The following is a 20,259-nucleotide window of genomic DNA, read 5'->3' as shown; positions in this document are numbered from 1 at the left end:
CCGGGCCGTTGACGGCAGTCCACGCCGGCCACTGCCCCGGGTCCGCGATCAGTGCAGGTCGGAAGTGCGTGCGGGGCTCTCGTCCAGGAAGCCGCCCGACTGGTGCTGCCACAGCCTCGCGTAGGCGCCCTCGGTGGCGAGCAGCTCCTGGTGCGTGCCCTGTTCGACGATGCGTCCGTGGTCGAGGACGACGAGCCGGTCCATGTGAGCCACGGTGCTCAGCCGGTGCGCCACCACGAGGGCGGTCCGCCCCTCCATGAGGCGCCACAACGCCTCCTGGACGAGGATCTCGCTCTCGGAGTCCAGGGCGCTGGTCGCCTCGTCGAGCAGCAGGATCGGGGCGTCGCGCAGGATCGCCCGGGCGAGCGCGACCCGCTGGCGCTGCCCGCCGGAGAGCTTGACGCCGCGCTCGCCGACCATGGTGTCGAGACCGTCCGGCAGCGCGTCGGCGAACTCGGTGACGTGCGCTGCCTCGGCCGCGCGCCGGATCTCGGCGTCGGTGGCGCCGGGCCGGGCGAACGCGATGTTCTCCCGCAGGGTGCGGTGGAACATCGCCGGATCCTGCGGTACGTAGGCCATCAGGCCGCGCAGGTCGCGTTGGCGCAGCCTGCTGATGTCCTGGCCCCCGATCAGGATCCGGCCCGCGTCGATGTCCGTCATCCGCAGGAGCAGCCGGGTGAGCGTGGTCTTTCCGCCGCCGGACCGGCCCACGAGCCCGATCTTGGCCCCGCTGGGCACGGCCAGGTCCAGTCCCTCGAAGAGCGGCTGCGCGCCCGCGTGGGCGAAGGTCACCTTCTCGAACCGCACGTCGGCGGCCCGGGCCGGCTCCGGCGCCGGCTCCGGCGACTGCGGGTCGAGCACGGTCGGCGGTGTCAGGAGCAGCGCCGTGAACTGCGAAGCCTCCGTCATCGAGCTCTCCAGACGACGGTAGATCTGGTTGAACTCGAACATGATCCGGGTGGCGTTGGAGTAGTAGGTGAAGGCGACGACGACCGCCTCCACCCCGTGCCCGTCCCCGGCGATCGTGACGGCGAGCAGCAGGCCCAGCGCGTTGGTCAGCACGGACATCGGCGCGACGAGGGTGTCGATGCGCAGGTTGCCGTAGTCCCACGACCGCAGCATCAGCCCGCGCGAGCGCGCCACTCGGGACCGGTGCTCGGCGGCTTCCCGCTCCTCCGCGGCGAACGCGCGGACCGTGTCCATGTTCATCAGGCTGTCGGAGACGTGTCCCGACACCCGGGCCATCGCCTCCTCCCGCCGGTTGACGAGCGCCTGGCGGCGCCGGATGAGGGGCAGTACGCACACCCCCGTCACCGCGATCATGACCAGGAGCGCCACGACGAGCAGCGGTTCGTAGTGCCAGAGCACCACCGACCCGAACAGCAGCGGTACGAACCGGCCCACGACCGAGAAGGTGAGCGTGTCGACGAACTCCTCGAAGCGGGTGGCGAAGCTCAGGACCCGCTTGGTCAGTGAACCGGCGAAGTTGTCGTGGAAGAAAGCGGCGTCCTTCGCGAACAGCTCGTCCATGCCGATCACGTACAGGCTCTCGATCCCGAGGGCGTCGAGGCGGTTCAGACAGTGCAGGCCGACGCGCCACGCAGCCTCGGAGAGCAACAGGACTCCCGCGAAGCCGAGGACGTACGGGAGCATCGAGCCGAAGGCGGGGGCGGCCGCGTCATCGGCGATCCGGCCGACGAGCTTCGCGACGACCAGCGGGGCGATGTAGTTGATGCCGATGTTGCCCAGGGCCGGCATCAGCATCGAGGGCGCCGTCAGCCGGCGCAGGCGCCGCAACTCCCGTCCGTAGTAACGAAGTGCGAGGACCACGGGGCCCTTGCGTGGCGGTACCGCTGGTGATGCAGACGATTCCATCGCAACCCTGTGATCTCGTGTCAGAACGGAATTCGCAGTGTCCCGCGAGCGCGTCTGCGCCGTCCAAGCGTTTTCCGTGTGGGTGACCCCCGATGTTCCGGGTCGCCGCGAGCGGCAGGCCACCTGGTGCCGATTGGCCCGGGGGCGACCGCGCGGACCGTGGAAGACTCGATCTCCGACGCCGCAACCGAGGAGTTCCGATGCAGGTAGCCGTGGTGACCTTCGACGGATTCAACGAGCTCGACAGTTTCATCGCCTCCGCACTGATCAACCGCTGCCGCAAGGACGGTCTGGAGGCCTTCATCACCACACCGACGCCCGTGGTCACCTCCATGAACGGCGTCGAGGTGAGCGGGCAGCGCCCGATGGAGTTCATTCCCGAGGCCGACGTCGTCCTGATCGGGAGCGGGGTGAAGACGCGTGACGTGATCGCCGACGACCGGCTGCTCGCCATGCTGCCCCTGGACCCCGCCCGTCAGCTGATCGGTTCGCAGTGCTCCGGCGCACTGGTGCTCGCGCGGCTCGGGCTGCTGGGAGCCATGCCGGTCTGCGCGGACACGACGAGCCGCCCGTTCGTCGAGGACCTCGGCGTCACCGTGCTGGACGCGCCGTTCCACGCCGAGGGCAACATCGCGTCGGCCGGCGGCTGCCTGGCTTCGCAGTACCTCGCCGCCTGGGTGATGACACGGATGCTGGGCGAGGACGCCGCGCGCGGTTCCATCGGCTACGCGGCCCCGGTCGGAGAACGGCACGAGACCGTCGAGCGCGTGATGAGCGCCGTCCGGGCAGGCGAGCCCGCGCTGCGCTGACACCGGACGCCGCCTTCGCCGTGGTGGCCGAATCCTGGGTCGTGGGACGGCGCCCGTACGGCGATGATGGCCCGATGGACAGACGGGTGGACGACCGACGGGTGGACACGCGGCGGGCCTCGTACGCGCAACTGTCGCAGGCCTGCCCTGACAGCGGAGCGCGCGGCCAGGCGTACGCCGTTTCGGCCGAGTTCTACGATCTGCTGCACGCCCGGTCCTACCACCGGCACGCGCTGGCGCTGGCCGGGCCGGCCGCCGCGGCGCGTGTGGGGATCGTCGAGGTCGGAGCGGGGACCGGCCTGGTCACCGACGTACTGATCGGCGCGTCGTGCGTGCCGGTCCACGCCGTCGAGCCGGCGGCGGCGATGCGGGCCGTCCTGCTGTCCCGGCTGCACCCGCCCGCCGGGGGATCCGTCGGGGACCGCGTGACCGTGCACTCCTGTTCCGCCGTCGAGCTGTCGCTCAGCGGGCAGGCCGATCTGGCGGTCTGCCTGCGCATGGCCTCCTGCCTGCCGCCCGACGAGCGGCGCGCCCTGTGGCGGACGCTGGCCGATCTGCTGGTGCCGGGCGGCCTGCTCTTCCTCGACCGCCCGCCGACCCGGCTGCCCGTCCGTCCGACCAGGCGTTCCCTGGGCGAGGTACAGCTGGGCCTGGACACCTACCGGGGGCAGGTCACCGCCCGCGCCGAGGGCGACCGGATCCGCTGCGACTACGCCTACCTGGTGTGCCGTCAGGGCCGGGTCCTGCGCAGGGCGCAGGAGTCGTTCCTGCTCTGGCCGCTGACCCGGCAGGCGCTCGGCGCGGAGCTCGCGGACGTGGGACTCGCCCTCGAGGGGGAGCTGCCGCCGGACCTGCTCCGCGTACGGCGCGGCATCGGAACGGGCCTTCCGCACCCTGCGCCCTGCTGACCACGCGGGGCGAATGCCCGTTCGGATCGCCGGGCCGGCGGTGGTGGCGAGGGCGCGGGTGGACTGGTGTCATGTGCCGGCCGGGACCTGGGGACCGGCGTGCGGATGCCGGAGGGGCGGTGGGCCTCTCCGGTATCCGCTGTGTGGGGGTTGTGGGGGTTGTGGCTGGTCACTTGCCGAGCTTGGCCTTGAGGTCCTTCTTGACCTGGGCCTTGATGTTCTGCTTGTTGACCTTTCCGCCGGTGCCCGTGCCGTCGCCGCCCACGGCGGTGGCGTCGCCGGTGTTGACGGCGTCGGCGCTGGCGTTGCCGCCGGTGGCGTTGCCGGTGGTGATGATGCACTTGCCCTTGCAGCTGCCGACTCCGGTGGAGGCGGCGCCGCCGGTGGCGGTACCGCCCACGGTGGTGTTCTCTGCGTTGGCGTCGCCGCCGGTGCCGATGCCGTCGGCGCTGTCCTGGGGGAGGGTGATCGTCTGCGGGGCGGTGGCCGGTGCGGCCATGGCGGTCGCGGGGAGGGCTATGCCACCGCCGAGGAGGGCGAGGGAGGCTCCGGCGAGGACGACGCGGCGGGTCGGGAAACGCTCGAACATGGGAATTCTCCATTCGGCAACGGATAAGGGTTTGTGTATTGCCCGGTGGAATCGACCGGGGTTTTCTTTTGGCCTTTTGTCCTCCGGGGGTTTCCCCGGTGGGGGCGTACTTCCAATAAACCGTGTGGCGGCGTGCGGGTCACGCCACTCGAATACGTGGCTTGACGCCGGGAGCTGATCTTGGTAAATCGAGGCAGTCGGCCACCGGCTGGACCGCGGAGTGCGGTGGTTGGGCCGTTCCGGTGGGTTCGAGGCGGCCTCGCCCGTGTTCCGGGCGGTGTCGGTCTGTCGGTCACCCGCCGTCCCCTCTGATGTGGTCAAGCTGTCGCAGAGGTAGGCACCGAATTCGAGGAGGCACGGGCAGGAATGCCGGACCCCGCGCGCATCGACGTCCACCAGCACCTGATCCCCCCGGACCGAAGTCGTGGCATGGCGGAACGCGCCGCAGCGCTCGGCTGGCCCGCGCCCGCATGGGACCAGCCGAGCGCAATCGCCATGATGGACCGCAGGTCCATCGCCACCGGAGTCCTGTCGTACCCCGCACCGCTCGCCGCCCCCGACGACCCCGCCGGCGCTCGCGCCGGGGCCAGGCGCGTGAACGAGTACACCGCCGAGGTGGTCAAGGACCGCCCCGACCGTTTCGGCCATTTCGCCGCCCTGCCCCTGCCCGACGTGGACGGCGCACTCGCCGAGGTCGCCCACGCCCTGGACGAGCTGCAGGCCGACGGTGTGATGCTGCTGTCCAACGCCCATGGCCGTTACCTCGGCGACCCGGAGTTCGATCCGCTGTGGGCGGAGCTGGACGCGCGCGCCGCCGTCGTCCTCGTCCACCCCACCGCACCGCCCGGTGCGATGGTTCCCGGCCTGCCCGGCCCCCTGGTGGACTTCCCGTACGACACCGCCCGCACCGCCCTGCACATGGCCGTGAACGGTGTTCCGCGCCGGTATCCCCGGATCAAGATGATCCTTCCCCACGCGGGCGGCTTCCTGCCCTACGCCGCCCACCGCTTCGCAGTCGCCGCCCGCCTCCACCCCGACACCACCCCCGAGGGCCTGCTGGACGACCTGCGGCGGTTCTACTTCGACACCGCCATCTCGGCCGGCCCTGCTTCGCTGCCCTCACTGATCGCCTTCGCCGCGCCCGGCCACGTCCTGTACGGCAGCGACTACCCCATGCTCCCCGAGGAGTGGGCCACCGGGTTCGACGCGGGGCTGGACACGTACCCCCACTGGGAGGACGGCCAGCTGCATGCGATCAACCGCGGCAACGCCGAACTCCTTCTCCCACGGCTCCTCGGATGACGGCCACGCAGGGCAGGCCGACGTCGCACGCAATCCCGCGGAGCGGCGCCGCGGCCGCAGCGGGTGCGTACGGCAGCGGGCTGCTCTAGCGTCGAACGGGGAGGGGTAGCCCTGCCGAGCCGGTCCGGTGCGGGGCCCGGGCCCTTCGCGGCACATCGGCCGTGTGCGCTCGGCGCCGTTCCCACGCGGATCCGGCACATGCACGTCCCGGGCCGCGCGAAGATCCCGGAGAGCAGGTGCGTCTCATGCGCACGTCAACCCGTCTCGCAGGTGTCCTCACCGGCCTGACCCTCGTATTCGGAGGCGCGGCCTTCATGGCCCCCGCCGCCCACGCGGACGTCTCGTCCTGTATCAACCAGGTGGAGCGGGAGCTCCATGGTGGTGAGGTCCCGGCCGCCGTCCGGGCGGCGTGTACGGCCGGGTCGACCGGCTACCACGACCAGTGCGTGACCGGCCTGACGAAGGCCAGCGTGACCAACGGGACCGCGGTGTCGGCCTGCAAGGTGGCTCCCTAGCGGGCGAGGCCCCTGAGGGCGGCTCCCCGCCGCGGGCCATCCCGTTCACGGCCGAACGCGCCTGCGGGTCCTGGTAGTCGATCGGCCCGGACGAGGCATCACGTGCAGGCGGGCAGTCGGACCCATCGGGAGGGGCCCGCGGACACCCGTCAGGTGTCGGTCGGCGCCTCGGGCTGCGGGGCCGTGGGCGGTGTCGCGGGCGCGGGGCCGGTGGCCGGCGCCGTGGAGGCGAGCTCCGCGAGGATCGCATCGGCGAGGCCCTCGCGGCGGATCCGCTGGTCGACGTACAGCACCCCGCTCACGAGCTGGGTGAATCCGATCTGGAACACCTGGCTGACCGCACCGCCGAGGAGCATGGCGAGGAAGGCCACCACGAGAGCGGTGATCATGCCGGACGTCGGGCCGCTCCCCTCGGTCTGGTCCGCCGCGGCGGGAATCACCGCGAACATGCCGATGAGGTTGAACGGCAACTGGATCAGGTACGCGATCGCACCCGCGATCATTCCGGCGAGCATGGTGATGCCGAAGATCCGCCACCACTGGCCCCGGACCAGCTTGGCCGAGCGGCGCAGCGCGGTGACCGGGCCGACGCCCTCCATGAGCAGCGCGGCCGGGGCCAGGGCGAGCCGGGTGCTGAGCCACACGGTCACGGGGGCGGCGAGCAGCAGGACCAGCGGCAGCAGGGCGACCATCGCCGGGGTGACGTCCCCGGAGGCCGCGGAGAACACCAGCGGCAGCGACACCGCCGCGACGGCCAACATCGGAGAGCCGGCGATCAGCACGGTGAGCAGCATCGTGCCGGCCGCCGCGGGCGTGCGCCGGAGGGCGGTGCGCCACATCGCACGGAAGGTGGTGGGGCGGCCCATGACCGCCTCCTTGAGGACGGCCGGGCAGAGCGCGGTGAGGACCGCCAGGCCCAGCCCGCCCGTCACCAGGAGCAGCACGAACAGCGTGCCGCCGGCGACGACCAACGGCACGACGTGCTCGGCCGTGGGCTCCGTCCCGAAGGGCGGATCGAAGACGGGCTCGATGTGCCGGTACACCGCGGCGACGGCGGCGCCCACCTCGAGGGCCATGACCGGCAGGACGACCGCCTGCACGGCCAGCATGACGCCGACCAGTTGCTTCCAGTGGCGGCGGATCGTCGAGAACGCTCCGCCGAGTATCTCCCCGAGGGCCAACGGCCGAAGGGGGATCACACCCGGCTGCGGCGCCGGCGCAGGCGCCCAGCCGCCCCACGGCGGGGTGCCGCCCCAGCCGCCCCCGTGGCCGCCCCACCCTGTGTTCTGAGTCATTTACAAGCTCCGTAGATCGTCCCCCGATTGGAGCCACAACGTATCCCACCTCGTCAGGAGCCCGGCAGCCGCTTCCCGTCCGGCCCGAGCTGCCCGAACAGGCGGTTGTCCCGGCATTCGGTGAGGTAGGCGACGCTGCTGGTGCAACCCGAGCCGTGGGCGTCCCCGAGCATGCGCACGGCGAGCCTGCGATGGGTGGACTTCCAGAGCCGGTGCCTGCTCTCCAGCCGGCCGAGCGCCGCGTCGAGCAGGGTCCGTTCCGCCTGGCTGAACCGGCCCTCGCGGCGGATGTCGTGACAGGCCCGCGTGAGACTGTCACGGCCGGCTTCTTCGGCCTCGGCGCGCACGGCCGGCACATGCGTGAAGGCAGCCGACCGCAGCCGTGCGTCGGCCGGCGGGCCGCATGCCGTCTCGAACCGCTGGTACTGCTCGGACTGGATGGCGCCGGCGCCTCGGGTGAACTCCCGGAAGGCGAAGAACTGCTCCACGCGCATCGTGGCGACCATCCGGAAGAGCGCTGAGGCACGCTCGAACATCGCGGTCGCGTGATCCACTCGCTGCACGGCGGCTTCGAGGTACCCGTCACGCAATGACCTCACGGCTGCCTGCACGTCCGTCGAGATCGTGGTGAACACCATCTCGTGGGTCTGCAGGGCGCGGATGAAGAAGTATTCGTCGTGCAGCACGTACACCGGCTGGACGGACACGTCGAACCAGCGGCCTGCGTCCGTCGCCGGGGGCCGCGGCAGTTGGGGGAGAAGCTCCTCCATGCGCGGTTCGGGCATCCGGTCCGAACGGGACAGCAGGTCACCGGTATCCGTCGCGCCGAGGTGGCCGCCCACGAACCGCAGGGCGTGGCGCAGCCGCTTCCGCAGCGTCGCCGGATCCGGCCGGCCCCGGCCCGGTTCCTCGGGTGACGTGGCGGCTTCGATCTCGAAGCGAATGACGTCGGAGACGAGGAGCGTGGCCAGCCGGTCAGGACTCAGCGCGCAGTGCCGTTCGTCCAACAGGAGCTCGAGGAGCGGCAGCGCGAGATAGCCGCGGTTCCGGAAGCGCCCTTCGTGCTCGTCGAGCATGCAGTGGAGAAAGGCCTCGAGGAACGGCCGGCCTGAGGCATGCCGGCTGCGCACCTCGCTCATCCGGACAAGGGTCCTCTTCGGCAGGAAATGCCTTCCTCTGCGTCGCGCCTGTTCCGTGACGGCCCGCGCCAGGGAGATCCCGTCGAGTTCAGCCGGCAGGCCGTCTCCGGTCGCCCAGCGGTTGATCTCCCGGGAGGCGGCCACGCGTGAGGCACACGTCCCGTGAGCCGGAAACTCGGAACCCTTCCCGGTGTCCGCTGCGAGGCATCCGCCTCGGGACGTCGCCCGAACGCATCGTGTACGGCAGTCAGAAGTCACGTGACCCGTCTCTTCCTTGGATGGCGGCCGCCATGAGTGGCGGGAACCGTTCTCTGTCCGGTGGTGAGCCTCACGCTTCGCGGGTGGGGCCCTGAGTCCCACTAGGCATGATCAAAGGGCCCGGCGTCTTCGCTCGAACATTCGTGGCTTGACAGGACACCGGAGGTCCCTGCTGCCTCGACGACATGCCGGACGAGCCGTCACCACGCGGTCCCGCGCCCGGCACGGCCGTCGCACCCGCCCGCGTCGACGCAGCACGAACGGCCCGCAACCCCGGTCGGGATTGCGGGCCGTTCCACGGTTCCGTGTGGCTGCCTCAGTCGTCGGTCGGCGCCGGGAGGGTCTTCTTGTCCACGGTCGTCGTGATGCTCTGCTTGACCACCTTGCCGTGGCGGTTCTTGGTCGTCTTGGTGATCGTCGTGGTCGTGGTGACCCTGACCCTGCCGTCGGGCAGTGTGCGGTTGAGGGTCTTCGTCTCGGTGACCGTCGTCGTGTTGCCGCCATGGTGCGCCTGGTGCTCGGATGCCGTCTGTACGGCTGCGACCTGCGGCGCAGCCGGTGCGGCGAAGGCGCTGGACGGCAGGAGGGCGCCGCCTGCGGCGAGGGCGGTGGAGGCGCCGAGGAGGGCGAGACGCGTGGTCAGGGCCGTGCGGATCATGGTGGTGCTCCTTGTGGTGCGAGAGGGCCTCGGGGAGCGAGGCCCCCGGGCAGAGCCCGCGGCGGGCTCCGTGTCTCCATTGGGCCCGGACACGCACGACGGGTCACGCCCCGGATACTCGGGGCTTGACGCACATCGGCGGGCGTGGTGCGGGGCGAAGCCCCCGACGGGCGCCCCCGGGAGCGCCCGTGGATCGGTCGGGCCGCTCGGCCGGCCGGACGCGCGCCGCCACCGCACGGTCAGTGTCCGGCCGACTCCAGACGGACGCGGAACACCGACCCCCCGCCCGGTGACGTCTCCAGCTCCAGCCCGCCCCCATGGGCCTGGACGAGCGCAGAGGCAATGGCCAGGCCGAGGCCCGCCCCACCGCCCGCCTGCCGGCTGCGGGAGGCGTCCACCCGGTAGAACCGCTCGAAGACCCGGGCCGCCTGCTCGGGCGTGAGGCCCGGCCCGGAGTCGGCCACCTCGATCACCTCGTGGCCGCCCGCACTTCCCACCCCGATCCGTATCGGGGAACCCGCGGGAGTGTGGGCGACGGCGTTGCCGACCAGGTTGGCGACCACCTGGCGCAGCCGCGCCTCGTCCCCGTTCACCGGCGCGGGCCCGGGCCGGCCGACGCCGCCCGGCCCCGTCAGTGCCACCTCGCGCTCCGGGTCCAGCGCCCGGGTGTCGTGCAGGGCGTCCACGGCGAGGGTGCGCAGGTCCATCGGGGCGAGCTCCAGCGGGCGCTGTTCGTCCATGCGGACCAGGGTCAGCAGGTCCTCCACCAGACCGCTGAGACGTACCGCCTCGCTCTCGATACGGGCCATGGTCCGTTTCACGTCCGCCTCGTCGGCGAGGGCGCCCATCCGGTACAGCTCGGCGAAACCCCGGATGCCGGCCAGCGGCGTGCGCAGTTCGTGGCTGGCATCGGCGACGAAGCGCCGCATCTGCTCCTCCGATGCGGCGCGGACCGCGAACGCCGATTCGATCTGCGCGAGCATGCCGTTGAGCGCGCTGCTCAGCCGCCCGGTCTCGGTACGCGGCGAGGCGTCCGGCATGCGGTGCGACAGCGGCCGCCCGGCGGAGATCTCCGCCGCTGTCTCCTCGATCCGCCGCAGCGGACGCAGTCCCGCCCGCACGGCGAACCAGCCGGCCGCGGCCAGCAGCAGCGACACCACGACGCCGATGAGTTCGAAGGCGGTGGACAGGCTGTCGAGGGTGGAGGACACCTCGTCCAGTGGAGCCGCGACCATCACCCCCGCGGGCAGCTGTGGGTCGTCGCTGCCCACCGGCACGATCAGCACCCACCAAGTGCCGCCCCCGTGGTCGCTCGGAACCTCGAACGCCCGCCCGAACCTGGCCCGCAGCTGCGCCCCGTCCATCGTCGGCCACAGCGGGCCCGGATCCCCGGCGGCGACGGGCTGCCGGAACTGGTCCGACACCGTCCCGTCGGCGTCGGCGAACGCCGCCACGTACTGGCTCGGCAGCCAGGCCCGGCCGCCGCCCGTCCGGCCGGTGTGCGGCTGCGGGGTGCCCTCGGCCCGGACCCGGTACGCCACCGAGTCGCCGAACCGTTCCAGCTGCTGGTCCACCCGGCCCACCAGCTGGGCGCGCACCGACCCGAGTACGACGGTGTCGCTGACGGTCAGCCCGAGGGCGATCAGGGCCATCGAGAGCAGTACGAGCCGAGAACGCAGCGACAGGCCCGAGAACCGGTACCCGAGCCGGCGTGGAAAACGCCCCGCCATGTCAGGTCTGCGGACGGCGCAGGACGTACCCGATGCCGCGCACGGTGTGGATGAGTTTGGCGGCGCCGTCCGCGCCCGAGTCCACCTTGCGGCGCACGTACGAGATGTACGACTCGACGATGCTCAGGTCGCCGCCGAAGTCGTACGCCCACACGTGTTCGAGGATCTGCATCTTGGAGACGACGCGATCGGCATGGGTCATCAGGTACGCCAGCAGTTTGAACTCGGTGGGGGACAGGGACACGGGACGGCCCCCGCGCAGCACCTGGTGGCCCACCGGGTCCAGTTCGAGGTCGCCCGCGACCAGCCGGCCCTCGCCCGTCGGAGCGCCGGTGCGGCGCAGGATCGCGCGGATCCGGGCGATCAGCTCCTCCAGGCTGAACGGCTTCGTGACGTAGTCGTCGCCTCCGGCCGTCAGGCCGCTGACCTTGTCGTCGACCCCGTCCTTGGCGGTGAGGAACAGTACCGGCAGATGGTCGGCCCCGGACCCGCCGCCGGCCGCCTCGCGCAGCCGGCGGACCACCGCGAACCCGCTGATGTCCGGCAGCATCACGTCGAGGACCACCAGGTCGGGCCGCTCCTTGGCGACCGCCGCCAGCGCGTCGGCACCGCTCGCCGCCGAGGTGACGCGGAAGCCGACGAACCGCAGCGAGGCGGACAGCAGCTCCCGGATGTTCGGCTCGTCGTCGACGACGAGCAGGCTCGCCTCGGGCGTGGCCGTCTCCATCGGGTCCTCCCCCTTGCGCTCAGCCCCGGCCGCCGCCCGTGAACCCTCCCGTGCCGCCCTGCGCGACCGTCGTCGCGGCGACGTCGCCGGAGTCGTTCAGGCTGCCCCGCACGGTCACGGTCTGACCCGGCTGGAGGTCGGACACCTTGCCGGCCTTGGCCTGGGTGATCTGGGTGTTGCTGTCGGTGGTCACTTTGACGACATTGCCCTGGGCGTCGGTGACGTAGAGGGTGGTGCCGTCGACGAGCCTCACCGTACCGGTGGTGACGCCGCCCCCGGCCCCCGGGCCGCCCGTCGCACCCCCGAAGCCCGGCCGCTGGCCGCTCTGGCCGTTCTGCCCGGCTCCGGTGCGGCCCTGGCCGGCTGCGCCCTGGCCCTGTCCGGAGCCCGTACGCCCTGGGGCGCCGCCCGCTCCGGCGGTGAAGTTCCGGCCTGCCGCGCCGGATCCCGCCGACCCCTGGAGGCGGCTCTTCTCGACCAGGGCGCCCCCGGTGAACGCAAGACCGGCCACCACCCCGCCCGAGAGCAGCAGCGTCAGCCAGGGCAGCCGGGGCCGGGGCGGAGCGGCGAGTTCCGCCGAGATGTCCCGAGTGTCCGGGGGTTCGGAAAGGATCCGCTCGGGATCGGCCACGGGATCCGCCCCGGGCTGCTTCTCCAGTGCGGTGCGGCGTCGTGCCATGTCAGCTTCTCCCTGTTCCTGCGTGTGTCGGCTCACTCGTGCCGCAGTGCTTCGATGGGCCGCAGGCTCGCGGCCCGGTTGGCCGGGTAGCCACCGAAGAACAGCCCGATCACCACGGCGATGGCGAAGGCGCCGACGACCGACTCCGGTATGACGACCGGCTTGATGCCGACGATGGTGAAGTGCGAGCCGATCAGCCCGGCCGCGACGCCGAGCCCGCCGCCGATCAGCGACAGCATGGTCGACTCGGCGAGGAACTGGCCGAGGATGACCCCGCGGGGCGCGCCGATCGCCTTGCGGATGCCGATCTCCCGGGTCCGCTCGGTCACCGTGACCAGCATGATGTTGGTGATCCCGATCCCTCCGACCAGCAGGGAGATCGCGGCGACCGCGCCCAGCAGCACGGTGAACGTCTTGTTCGTCGACTCCTGTGTGCTCAGCAGGGACGCCTGGCTGGACACCCGGAAGTCGAGGGCGGCCGGGTCCTTGAGCCCGTGCCGGGCCATCAGGACCGTGGTGATCTCGTTCTGCGCCCCGGCCGTGGCGTCCGCGGACTCGGCCTCGACGAGGATCTGGCCGACCGAGCCGAAGCCGGTGAAAGCGTTCTGCACGGTGGGCAGCGGGGCGACCACCACGTCGTCCGGGTCCTGGAACCCGGTGCCGCCCTTGGCGGCGAGCACGCCGACCACGGTGAACGGCGTGCCGCCGAGCACCACCTTCCTGCCGACCGGGTCGGCCGTGCCGAACAGGTCGGCAGCGGTCGTCGAACCGATGACGGCGACCTTCCGGGACGCCAGTACGTCGTCGTTGCCGAAGTAGTCGCCCTTGGCCACCTTGCTGTTGGAGGCCTTGAAGTACGCCGGGTACGTGCCGACGACCTGGCCGACGGTGTGCGAGGTGCCCTCGTACAGCGCGGTCTGCGAGGTGGTGACCTCGGGGGCCACCGACTCGATGTGCGGTGCGGCCGCGGGGTCGGCGAGCGCCCGGGCGTCCTCGACGGTCAGCGGCTTCGTCGCGGTGGCGGAGCCGGAGCGCCCGCCGCCGGATCCGCCGCCGGAGGAGACCGTCAGGGAGTTCGTGCCGAGCTTCTCGATGGAGTCCTTCACCGCCTGCGAGGAGCCGTTGCCGACGGCGAGCAGCAGGATCACCGCCGCGACACCGATGAGCACGCCCAGCATCGTCAGCGCCGAGCGCACCTTGTTCGCTGCGAGTCCGCCGAAGGCGAAGCGCAGCGTCTGAAAGGGGTTCACCGCACGCCTCCGGCCACAGCGTGCGTCGGCCCGGACAGCGCGGGCGGGGGACCGGCGACGGGCGCCTGGCGGACGTCCTCGACGATCTGCCCGTCCACCAGACGCAGGACCCGCTTGGCGTGCCGGGCCACCTCGTCCTCGTGGGTGATGAGGACGACCGTACGTCCCGACGCGTTGAGCCGGTCAACGATGGCCAGGACCTCCTCGGTGCTGCGGCTGTCCAGGTTTCCGGTCGGTTCGTCGGCGAGCAGCATCGCGGGCGCGGTGACGAGCGCCCGGGCAACGGCCACGCGCTGCTGCTGGCCGCCGGAGAGTTCGTTCGGCCGGTGGTCGAGACGGTCGGCCAGGCCCACCAGGGTGAGCGCGGCCTGCGCGCGTCGCCGCCGCTCGGCGGCCTTCACCCCGGCGTACGCCAGTGGCAGTTCCACCTGGGCGACGGCGCTGGTGCGGGGCACCAGGTTGAACGACTGGAAGACGAAGCCGATCTTGCGGTTGCGGACCAGCGAGAGCTGGTGCTCGTCCAGGCCGCCCACATCGATGCCGTCGAGCAGGTAGCGGCCCGAGGTGGGGACGTCGAGGCAGCCCAGGATGTTCATGAGCGTCGACTTGCCCGAGCCCGAGCTGCCCATGACCGCGACGAAGTCGCCCTGTTCCACGATGAGTTCGACACCGGGCCGGCGGCCGGTGGCCGGATCGCGCGGTCCGCCGAGCGCCCGTACGGCGGCGTCGCCGTGCCCGTACGTCTTGAGCAGCGACCGGACCTCGATCACCGGTGGTGCCGGCTGCTCCGGCACGCCCGCCTCCGGCGCCCCGGCCAGGGCCACGGGCGGCGCCTCGGGCAGCGCCCGGCGCGGCCACAGCGGCAGCCTCATCCGCGGCCACCCCCGCCCCCGCCGGTGCGGAAACCGCCGGCCCCGCCGCTGCCACCGCCGCGATTGCGGCCACCGGCGGCCCCGCCCGCCCCGGCCCCGCCGGGAAAGGCGCCGCTCGGGAAGCCTCCGTTGGCGCCCGAGGACACCGTCGCCAACTGCACCTGCTCGCCCTCGGTCAGGCCGCTGAGGATCTGGTCGGTGCCGTCGCCTTCGAGGCCGACCGTGACCGGCGTGCGTACGGCGGCTCCGTCCGCCTTGACGACGGTGACGGTACGGTTCGCGCCCGTCCCGGACACGGCTGCGGTCGGAACCGACAGGGCGCCGGACACCTCGCCGACGACGACCTGGATGGCGGCGCTGAGGCCGCTGCGCAGATCGTCGGTGGGGCTCGTGATGGTGAGGGTGGCCGCGAACTGCACGGCGCTCCCGCCTCCCGGGTTGCCGCCGCCGGAGGACGAGCCGCTGCTCACGGGGAGGGAACTGACCGACAGCACCTGCGCGTTGAGGACCTTGCCGGACATGGCGTTGAGCGTGACCGTGGCAGCCTGGCCGGGCTTCAGCTTGAGCGCGTCGGCCTCCGAGAAGTTCGCCGTCACCTGCATGCCGGACGGGTTCGTGAGCACCACGAAGCCGGACAGGGCGGGGGAGGAACCGGCGTTCGAGGAGCCGGAGCTGCCGCTCGAACCGCCGCTTCCGCCTCCCGTACCGCCGCTGTTGCCGTTGCCGTTGCCGTTCGTACCGGACACGGTGTCGCCCACCTTCGCCGCGACGGAAGCGACCGTTCCGGCCGCGGGGGCCTTCAGTACGGTTCCGTCGACGGCGCGCAGCGCGGCGTCGACGGCGTTCTGGGCCTGGGTGAGTTGGGCGCGGGCCTGGGCCACCTGAGCCGGGTCCACGGTCGGTGTGGCAGCCGGCGCGGCAGCGGCCGCGGAACCGCCCCGCGAGGACGAGGAAGGCGAGGAGCCGCTGTTCGATGCCGAACTCGCCTGGCCTGCCTCGGCCTTGGTGACTCCGGCCTGGGCCGCGGTCAGCGCGGCCCGCGCCTGGGCGAGCGTCTCCGTCGCGGCGGTCGAATCGACCTTCCCGAGCACCTGGCCCTTGGTGACCTTGTCTCCCGGCTTGACGCCGACTTCGGTGAGCCGGCCGCCGGTGGTGAAGTTCACCCCGGCATCGCTCGGCGAGCTCAGTGACCCCGAGCCGGACACGGTCGCGAGGACGGTGCCCTTCGTGACCGCGACGGTCCGCGCGCCGCCGCGGGCCGGACCCTCGCCGCCACTGGTCACCGCCGCGTACGCGCCGCCGGCGCCCGCGAGGACGGCCACTCCGAGCACCGAGTTGATCAGGACGGCCCTGCGCCGCCGTGGGAGCACCTTCATGGAGCAGGATCCTGGCCGTCCGTACTTTGGAGGCTCTGGGAGGTTCCTGGGAGTTCCCTGGGAACGGCGCGCTCCATCGAACCGGGCATACCGGCGGATATGGGGCGTACCCTCCTGCCTCCCGCTACCGCAGGGCGCCGGGGCCCCGTGCACTGTCAGGGAACTCCCAGCCGACGCCCCGGTCGCCCCCATCTCCGTGCGGTTCAGTCTTCGTCGCCGACGCGCCGACGCCCCGAGGAGACAACGGACATGCCCTGGACCACGACCCGGCCGGCCACCCCGCGCACTGACGCCGCGTCCCGGGCGGCCGTGTGCGCCCTGGTCCTCGCGGCGTGCGGGCTGGTGCTCGCGGGCTGCTCCTCCGGTTCCGGCGCGGTGAACGCGGAGGCCGGCGCATCCGCCTCGGCGTCGGCCTCGCCGGACGCCAAGGAGATGGACGCGTACCGCCAGTGCTTGGCCCGGCACGGCGTCACGATGGCGCCGCGCCCCAGCGGCAGCGGCCGCCCGTCCGCCGGCACGCGGGGGCCCGGCGGCAGGGGCGGTCCCGGTGGCTGGGCTGGTGGCGCGTCCGCAGGACCCGGCCGCGGGGCGTCGGCCGACCCGCAGCGCAGGGAGGCCACGCAGGCGTGCGCGGATCTGCGCCCGCAGTTCAACGGGCGCGGCGGCGGACCCGGCGGCGACGGCAGCGCCATGAAGGCGTTCACCGGTTGCCTCGAGGACCACGGTGTGGTGCTGCCGTCGGCCTCCCCGAACGCGCCGGGCACGCGGGGCATCGCCACCTCCGACCCGCAGTCGGCCCAGGCCTACCAGACCTGCAAGGCCCTGCTGCCGCAACGAGGTCAGAACACCCCCCGGCCGAGCGTGAGTCCGTCCGCCTGACTTGCCCTGGCATGCGGGGGGAGGGCGAGGGGCGCAGGATGGACGTGTCCGGACCCGCCGAGCCGGAGAGGGCGTGGTGCCGATGCCCCACGAAGCCACAAGGTCCAGCCGCGGCAGGGGGCAACTCGTTCGGGTCGTCGCGGCGCTCTCGCTGGCCGCCTGCGCGCTGTTGCCGGCCGGTGGTCTCGCGTCGGCCGCGATGCAGGCCCACGCCGCCACGACGACGGTCGCGGGCCTGGTCGCGGCAGTATCCCCGGCCGCTCGGACTTCGTACGACCAGACCGCGACCCAGACGCTCGACGCCATCGTGAGCGGCAACTTCGCCGGTGCCACAGCCCACTTCGATCCGACGCTGCGCGAGGCGCTGCCCCCGGACGCCCTCGCGGGGGCCTGGAAGACCTACCAGGACACCTTCGGGCGCTACCGGTCACACGGAGATCCCAAAGACGTCGCCGCCGGCGAGTTCACCGTGGTCAGTGTGCCGCTGACGATGGAACGCGAGGCCGGGGAGTTCCGCCTGTCCTTCCACGAGGACGGAAGCGTCGCCGGGCTGTGGCTCCTCAAGACGGGAGTGCCGGTCTTGCCGGTCGTCCGGCGGTCTTGAGCCTCCCGTCGGATCCGCCGGTCAGAATGCGAAGACGGCATTCCCGTTGAAGGTCGCGGACATGGTGCACGCGTTGGAGAACGTGTGCTTCCAGGAGATGCGGCTGCCCTTCCAGACGCCGTCCGCGCTGACGGTGACGGGGTCGTAGTGCATCGGGCAGGCGCGGTTCGAGTCCGGGGCCGCGAGGAGCGTGTCGAGGCTGCCGGCGGTGGCGGCGAGAGCCGTACACGCAGCCTGGGGGTCGGGGTGCGTGCCCTGGGCGGTCGGTGCGCAGCTGAGGGCGGACGCCCGTACGACGGTGGCGGCGTCCTCGCCCTTGGCGACGGCGAGGACCACGGCGGACGGGGCGTAAAGGCTCGCGGGCTGTGCCTCGGCGATGCCGGTGGCGCCGGTCAGGGAGAGAAGGGCGGCGGCGGAGACAGCAGCGATGCGGTAGCGCACGACAGTACTCACTTTCAATTCAAAGGGTGGATGCAGTATTTGGCTTCGGTGTGTCGGCTTGACGCTGCCGAGTCTCTCTGGTGTGAAGGCCGAGTGCACATCGATGACCGATTTACGGACACGTCGTTCGAATACAGGCGACCGAATGGTCGTTCTGGCTGCTCAGGTGGGGCGTGCGCCCTTCGCAACCGTGTGCGGACGGAGGGTGACACCGGGCGGGGAGGGCCTGTCGCAGGCCGTTGACCTGCCTTCGGCCGCGCGCGGTTCATCGAACGGCCATCCAGGCTGACCGGATACTGCCCTTCCGCATCCGACGGCCCGAGGTCGGTCACCGGTTGCGGCACCGGGGGCGGGCTTCGATAGTGGGAGAGGCCTGCGCGCCGTGGCATTCGACCACCGGCAGGCCGTTCACGGAGCCCGGCAGGACGGAACCGTCCCCGGGCCCCCACCCGGTGTCTTCACCTCCCTCACTCCCTCATGAGAGGGGTCCTCCCATGCGCAAGCACCCCCGCACGCGTCGGTTTCTGACGGTGCCGACCGTTCTTCTCGCCGGGAGCCTCGTACTGTTGCCCGATGCCGCGGTCGCGCAGGCAACCACGGCCGCCTCCCCGGCGCGGATATCGGGAACGTTCCAGCTCGTGAACGCGCAGACGGGCAAGTGCGCGACCGTGGCGGGGGGCGTCTCCGCCGCCAACAACCTCCAACTCGTCCAGTTCAGCTGTGACACGCACCCCTCGCGCCGCTGGCGCATCCCTGCCTCGAGCAGCACGTCCCAGCAGATCATCAACTTGCAGACCCGCAAGTGCGCGACGGTCGCGGGCGGTGTCTCCACCGACAACAACGTCCAACTCGTCCAGTTCACCTGTGACACGCACCCCTCGCGCCGCTGGCTCATCACCAACCGGAACAGCTCAGGCTCCTTCCAGCTCGTGAACGCGCAGACGGGCAAGTGCGCGACCGTCGCGGGCGGCGTCTCCCGGGAGAACAACGTCCCGTTGGTGCAGTTCACGTGCGACACGCACCCGTCGCGCCGCTGGTTCCTGCGGACCGGAGTCCCCATCGACTGAACCGGCCGATCCGTTACACGGGCCCTGTCGGCCGGACCGAGGCGCTGCCGCGGTCCGGCCGGGAACGACCGGCGGATCACCGTACGGATGGGTGAGGTTCAGCGGCACAGGGCCGCGTCGACGAGACTCCCGACATGCTTCGTGGTTTCGGGGTCGGGCGGGATGGCGGTCACCGCGACGCTGGCGGCGCGGCCGTCGTCCGTGACTCCGCCCCGGGTCTCGTATCCGTTGATGTCGCCGCCGTGGCCCCAGTAGACACCGCCGCACGACAGCGGCCTGCTCATGAGCCCCAGTCCGTAGCCGGCGCCGGTGTCCCCGATGGGAACGGTGGTGCGCATCTGGGCGAGCTGGGCCGCCGGGAGGAGCCGGCCGGCCAGGAGCGCGGTGAAGAACCGGTTGAGGTCCGAGTTGGTGGAGATCAACTGGCCCGCCGCCCAGCCCACGGAAGGGTCTATCTCCGTGACGTCGCGCAGCGGCGCTTCTGCCGAATCCTTGTGGTAGCCGTGGGGATGGGCCTCCCGGATGGTCATGTCACCGGGGGCCGGGAAATAGGTGTGGCGCAGCCCGATGCGCTGGATGACGCGCTTGTCCATCTCCTCGGCGAGGGGGCGGCCCGTGACCTTCTGGATGATCAGGCCGGCCAGCACGTAGTTCGTGTTGCTGTACCCCCAGCTCGTCCCGGCGTCGAAGGCGGCCTTGTGCTGGAAGGCGATGTCCAGGAGGTCGCGGGGGTCGAGGTAGCGGCGCTGACGGATGTCGTCCTCGACGAGTGCTTCGTAGTCGGGAAGTCCGCTCGTGTGCTGCAGGAGCTGACGGACGGTGATGCGGCGCCCGTCGAACCCTTCCCCGCGTACCAGGCCCGGCAGGTACCTGTCGACCATGGCGTCCAGGCCGATCTTTCCCTCACCGACCAGTTGCAGCACGACCACCGCGGTGAACACCTTGGTGTTGCTGCCGATCCTCACCTGCCCGTCGTCGGGCACCTTCGACCCGGTGGCGAGGTCACCCATCCCCGCGGTGTAGGTGCGGGTACGACCCTCACGGTCCTTGACGCTCGCCAGCGCGGCGGGCAGGTCGTCGGCGCGCACCAGGGCGTTCAGACCCTGCTGGACGGTGTCCGGCCGGGCGGCGGCGAACGCCGCATGCGGTGCCAGGGTGCCCAGTGCCATGACGCCGACGGCCACCGCAGCCGCGGCCGACAGGGCTCTGCGCCGACCGCGCTGCTGCCGCGTGGACGAACGTGAGATCTGCGCTGCCTGCTCAGACATGAGTCAACTCCTGTGGAA

The 20,259-nt window shown here is 71.9% G+C and carries 20 protein-coding genes; 7 read left to right on the top strand and 13 right to left on the bottom strand.

The genetic code is table 11. The features are described from left to right. Positions 1–48 precede the first annotated feature (48 nt). A complete protein-coding gene (locus ACFYXK_RS10280) occupies positions 49–1,830 on the bottom strand; it encodes an ABC transporter ATP-binding protein (protein WP_389410709.1) in 1,782 nt (593 codons plus the stop codon). Between the two features lie 245 nt (positions 1,831–2,075). Here ACFYXK_RS10280 and ACFYXK_RS10275 point away from each other — a divergent pair, with 245 nt between their 5' ends. After that, entirely contained in the window at positions 2,076–2,684 is a 609-nt protein-coding gene (locus ACFYXK_RS10275) for an AraC family transcriptional regulator (protein WP_389410708.1), read from the top strand. Between the two features lie 74 nt (positions 2,685–2,758). Then, on the top strand, positions 2,759–3,592 hold the full coding sequence (locus ACFYXK_RS10270; RefSeq protein ID WP_389410707.1) for a class I SAM-dependent methyltransferase: 834 nt from the start codon (positions 2,759–2,761) through the stop codon (positions 3,590–3,592). Positions 3,593–3,761: 169 nt separating this feature from the next. Here the strand turns inward: ACFYXK_RS10270 and ACFYXK_RS10265 are convergent, their stop codons facing one another. Further along, positions 3,762–4,181, bottom strand: a complete 420-nt coding sequence (locus tag ACFYXK_RS10265) for a hypothetical protein (RefSeq protein ID WP_389410706.1) — start codon at positions 4,179–4,181, stop codon at positions 3,762–3,764. Between the two features lie 366 nt (positions 4,182–4,547). Between ACFYXK_RS10265 and ACFYXK_RS10260 the strand changes: the two genes are divergently transcribed. Beyond that, complete coding sequence (locus ACFYXK_RS10260; protein WP_389410705.1) at positions 4,548–5,483, top strand: amidohydrolase family protein; 936 nt, start codon at positions 4,548–4,550, stop codon at positions 5,481–5,483. A gap of 245 nt (positions 5,484–5,728) precedes the next feature. Further along, positions 5,729–5,998, top strand: a complete 270-nt coding sequence (locus ACFYXK_RS10255; protein WP_389410704.1) for a hypothetical protein — start codon at positions 5,729–5,731, stop codon at positions 5,996–5,998. A 149-nt stretch (positions 5,999–6,147) separates the two neighbouring features. Here ACFYXK_RS10255 and ACFYXK_RS10250 read toward each other — a convergent pair whose 3' ends face one another. The 9 genes from ACFYXK_RS10250 to ACFYXK_RS10210 form a co-directional block, all read right to left on the bottom strand. After that, the gene (locus ACFYXK_RS10250) at positions 6,148–7,293 is read right to left on the bottom strand and encodes a hypothetical protein (RefSeq protein WP_389410703.1); all 1,146 of its coding nucleotides are present in this window, start codon (positions 7,291–7,293) and stop codon (positions 6,148–6,150) included. 53 nt (positions 7,294–7,346) lie between these two features. Next, a complete protein-coding gene (locus ACFYXK_RS10245) occupies positions 7,347–8,432 on the bottom strand; it encodes a tryptophan 2,3-dioxygenase family protein (RefSeq protein WP_389410702.1) in 1,086 nt (361 codons plus the stop codon). Positions 8,433–9,006: 574 nt separating this feature from the next. Next, positions 9,007–9,348: a hypothetical protein gene (locus ACFYXK_RS10240; RefSeq protein ID WP_389410701.1), complete on the bottom strand. Its 342-nt coding sequence runs from the start codon at positions 9,346–9,348 to the stop codon at positions 9,007–9,009. A 239-nt stretch (positions 9,349–9,587) separates the two neighbouring features. Further along, complete coding sequence (locus ACFYXK_RS10235; RefSeq protein ID WP_389410700.1) at positions 9,588–11,078, bottom strand: sensor histidine kinase; 1,491 nt, start codon at positions 11,076–11,078, stop codon at positions 9,588–9,590. Between the two features lies 1 nt (position 11,079). Next, positions 11,080–11,805 (bottom strand): response regulator transcription factor, encoded by a 726-nt coding sequence (locus tag ACFYXK_RS10230; protein WP_389410699.1) that lies wholly within the window; start codon positions 11,803–11,805, stop codon positions 11,080–11,082. 19 nt (positions 11,806–11,824) lie between these two features. Then, on the bottom strand, positions 11,825–12,484 hold the full coding sequence (locus ACFYXK_RS10225) for a DUF5666 domain-containing protein (protein ID WP_389410698.1): 660 nt from the start codon (positions 12,482–12,484) through the stop codon (positions 11,825–11,827). Between the two features lie 32 nt (positions 12,485–12,516). Next, the gene (locus ACFYXK_RS10220; RefSeq protein ID WP_389410697.1) at positions 12,517–13,734 is read right to left on the bottom strand and encodes an ABC transporter permease; all 1,218 of its coding nucleotides are present in this window, start codon (positions 13,732–13,734) and stop codon (positions 12,517–12,519) included. After that, positions 13,731–14,606, bottom strand: coding sequence for an ABC transporter ATP-binding protein (locus ACFYXK_RS10215; protein ID WP_389410696.1), 876 nt, complete (start codon positions 14,604–14,606; stop codon positions 13,731–13,733). Before ACFYXK_RS10215 ends, ACFYXK_RS10220 begins: the two co-directional genes overlap by 4 nt. Then, positions 14,603–15,982 carry an efflux RND transporter periplasmic adaptor subunit gene (locus ACFYXK_RS10210; RefSeq protein ID WP_389410695.1) on the bottom strand — a complete coding sequence of 460 codons (1,380 nt, stop codon included), beginning with the start codon at positions 15,980–15,982 and terminating at the stop codon, positions 14,603–14,605. Before ACFYXK_RS10210 ends, ACFYXK_RS10215 begins: the two co-directional genes overlap by 4 nt. A 249-nt stretch (positions 15,983–16,231) precedes the next feature. On the opposite strand from ACFYXK_RS10210, the gene ACFYXK_RS10205 reads away from it, so the two are divergent. Beyond that, positions 16,232–16,861, top strand: a complete 630-nt coding sequence (locus ACFYXK_RS10205; protein WP_389410694.1) for a hypothetical protein — start codon at positions 16,232–16,234, stop codon at positions 16,859–16,861. A gap of 82 nt (positions 16,862–16,943) precedes the next feature. Continuing rightward, the gene (locus ACFYXK_RS10200; protein ID WP_389410693.1) at positions 16,944–17,465 is read left to right on the top strand and encodes a DUF3887 domain-containing protein; all 522 of its coding nucleotides are present in this window, start codon (positions 16,944–16,946) and stop codon (positions 17,463–17,465) included. A gap of 21 nt (positions 17,466–17,486) precedes the next feature. Here the strand turns inward: ACFYXK_RS10200 and ACFYXK_RS10195 are convergent, their stop codons facing one another. Further along, the gene (locus ACFYXK_RS10195; protein WP_389410692.1) at positions 17,487–17,918 is read right to left on the bottom strand and encodes an SSI family serine proteinase inhibitor; all 432 of its coding nucleotides are present in this window, start codon (positions 17,916–17,918) and stop codon (positions 17,487–17,489) included. A gap of 554 nt (positions 17,919–18,472) precedes the next feature. On the opposite strand from ACFYXK_RS10195, the gene ACFYXK_RS10190 reads away from it, so the two are divergent. Further along, on the top strand, positions 18,473–18,973 hold the full coding sequence (locus tag ACFYXK_RS10190; RefSeq protein WP_389410691.1) for an RICIN domain-containing protein: 501 nt from the start codon (positions 18,473–18,475) through the stop codon (positions 18,971–18,973). Between the two features lie 98 nt (positions 18,974–19,071). Here ACFYXK_RS10190 and ACFYXK_RS10185 read toward each other — a convergent pair whose 3' ends face one another. Next, positions 19,072–20,241: a serine hydrolase domain-containing protein gene (locus ACFYXK_RS10185; protein WP_389410690.1), complete on the bottom strand. Its 1,170-nt coding sequence runs from the start codon at positions 20,239–20,241 to the stop codon at positions 19,072–19,074. Positions 20,242–20,259: the final 18 nt, after the last annotated feature.

Origin of the sequence: Streptomyces sp. NPDC002209, from assembly GCF_042890265.1 — a bacterium.
GTDB lineage: Bacteria > Actinomycetota > Actinomycetes > Streptomycetales > Streptomycetaceae > Streptomyces.
This window is presented reverse-complemented; position numbering and strand designations above follow the sequence as displayed.

Coding starts and splice junctions, on each gene's coding strand:
- ACFYXK_RS10210 (WP_389410695.1), bottom strand. CDS start 15,982: ATGAAGGTGCTCCCACGGCGGCGCAGGGCCGTCCTGATCAACTCGGTG.
- ACFYXK_RS10260 (WP_389410705.1), top strand. CDS start 4,548: ATGCCGGACCCCGCGCGCATCGACGTCCACCAGCACCTGATCCCCCCG.
- ACFYXK_RS10250 (WP_389410703.1), bottom strand. CDS start 7,293: ATGACTCAGAACACAGGGTGGGGCGGCCACGGGGGCGGCTGGGGCGGC.
- ACFYXK_RS10215 (WP_389410696.1), bottom strand. CDS start 14,606: ATGAGGCTGCCGCTGTGGCCGCGCCGGGCGCTGCCCGAGGCGCCGCCC.
- ACFYXK_RS10230 (WP_389410699.1), bottom strand. CDS start 11,805: ATGGAGACGGCCACGCCCGAGGCGAGCCTGCTCGTCGTCGACGACGAG.
- ACFYXK_RS10240 (WP_389410701.1), bottom strand. CDS start 9,348: ATGATCCGCACGGCCCTGACCACGCGTCTCGCCCTCCTCGGCGCCTCC.
- ACFYXK_RS10225 (WP_389410698.1), bottom strand. CDS start 12,484: ATGGCACGACGCCGCACCGCACTGGAGAAGCAGCCCGGGGCGGATCCC.
- ACFYXK_RS10185 (WP_389410690.1), bottom strand. CDS start 20,241: ATGTCTGAGCAGGCAGCGCAGATCTCACGTTCGTCCACGCGGCAGCAG.
- ACFYXK_RS10265 (WP_389410706.1), bottom strand. CDS start 4,181: ATGTTCGAGCGTTTCCCGACCCGCCGCGTCGTCCTCGCCGGAGCCTCC.
- ACFYXK_RS10235 (WP_389410700.1), bottom strand. CDS start 11,078: ATGGCGGGGCGTTTTCCACGCCGGCTCGGGTACCGGTTCTCGGGCCTG.
- ACFYXK_RS10270 (WP_389410707.1), top strand. CDS start 2,759: ATGGACAGACGGGTGGACGACCGACGGGTGGACACGCGGCGGGCCTCG.
- ACFYXK_RS10275 (WP_389410708.1), top strand. CDS start 2,076: ATGCAGGTAGCCGTGGTGACCTTCGACGGATTCAACGAGCTCGACAGT.
- ACFYXK_RS10245 (WP_389410702.1), bottom strand. CDS start 8,432: ATGAGCGAGGTGCGCAGCCGGCATGCCTCAGGCCGGCCGTTCCTCGAG.
- ACFYXK_RS10255 (WP_389410704.1), top strand. CDS start 5,729: ATGCGCACGTCAACCCGTCTCGCAGGTGTCCTCACCGGCCTGACCCTC.
- ACFYXK_RS10200 (WP_389410693.1), top strand. CDS start 16,944: ATGCCCCACGAAGCCACAAGGTCCAGCCGCGGCAGGGGGCAACTCGTT.
- ACFYXK_RS10205 (WP_389410694.1), top strand. CDS start 16,232: ATGCCCTGGACCACGACCCGGCCGGCCACCCCGCGCACTGACGCCGCG.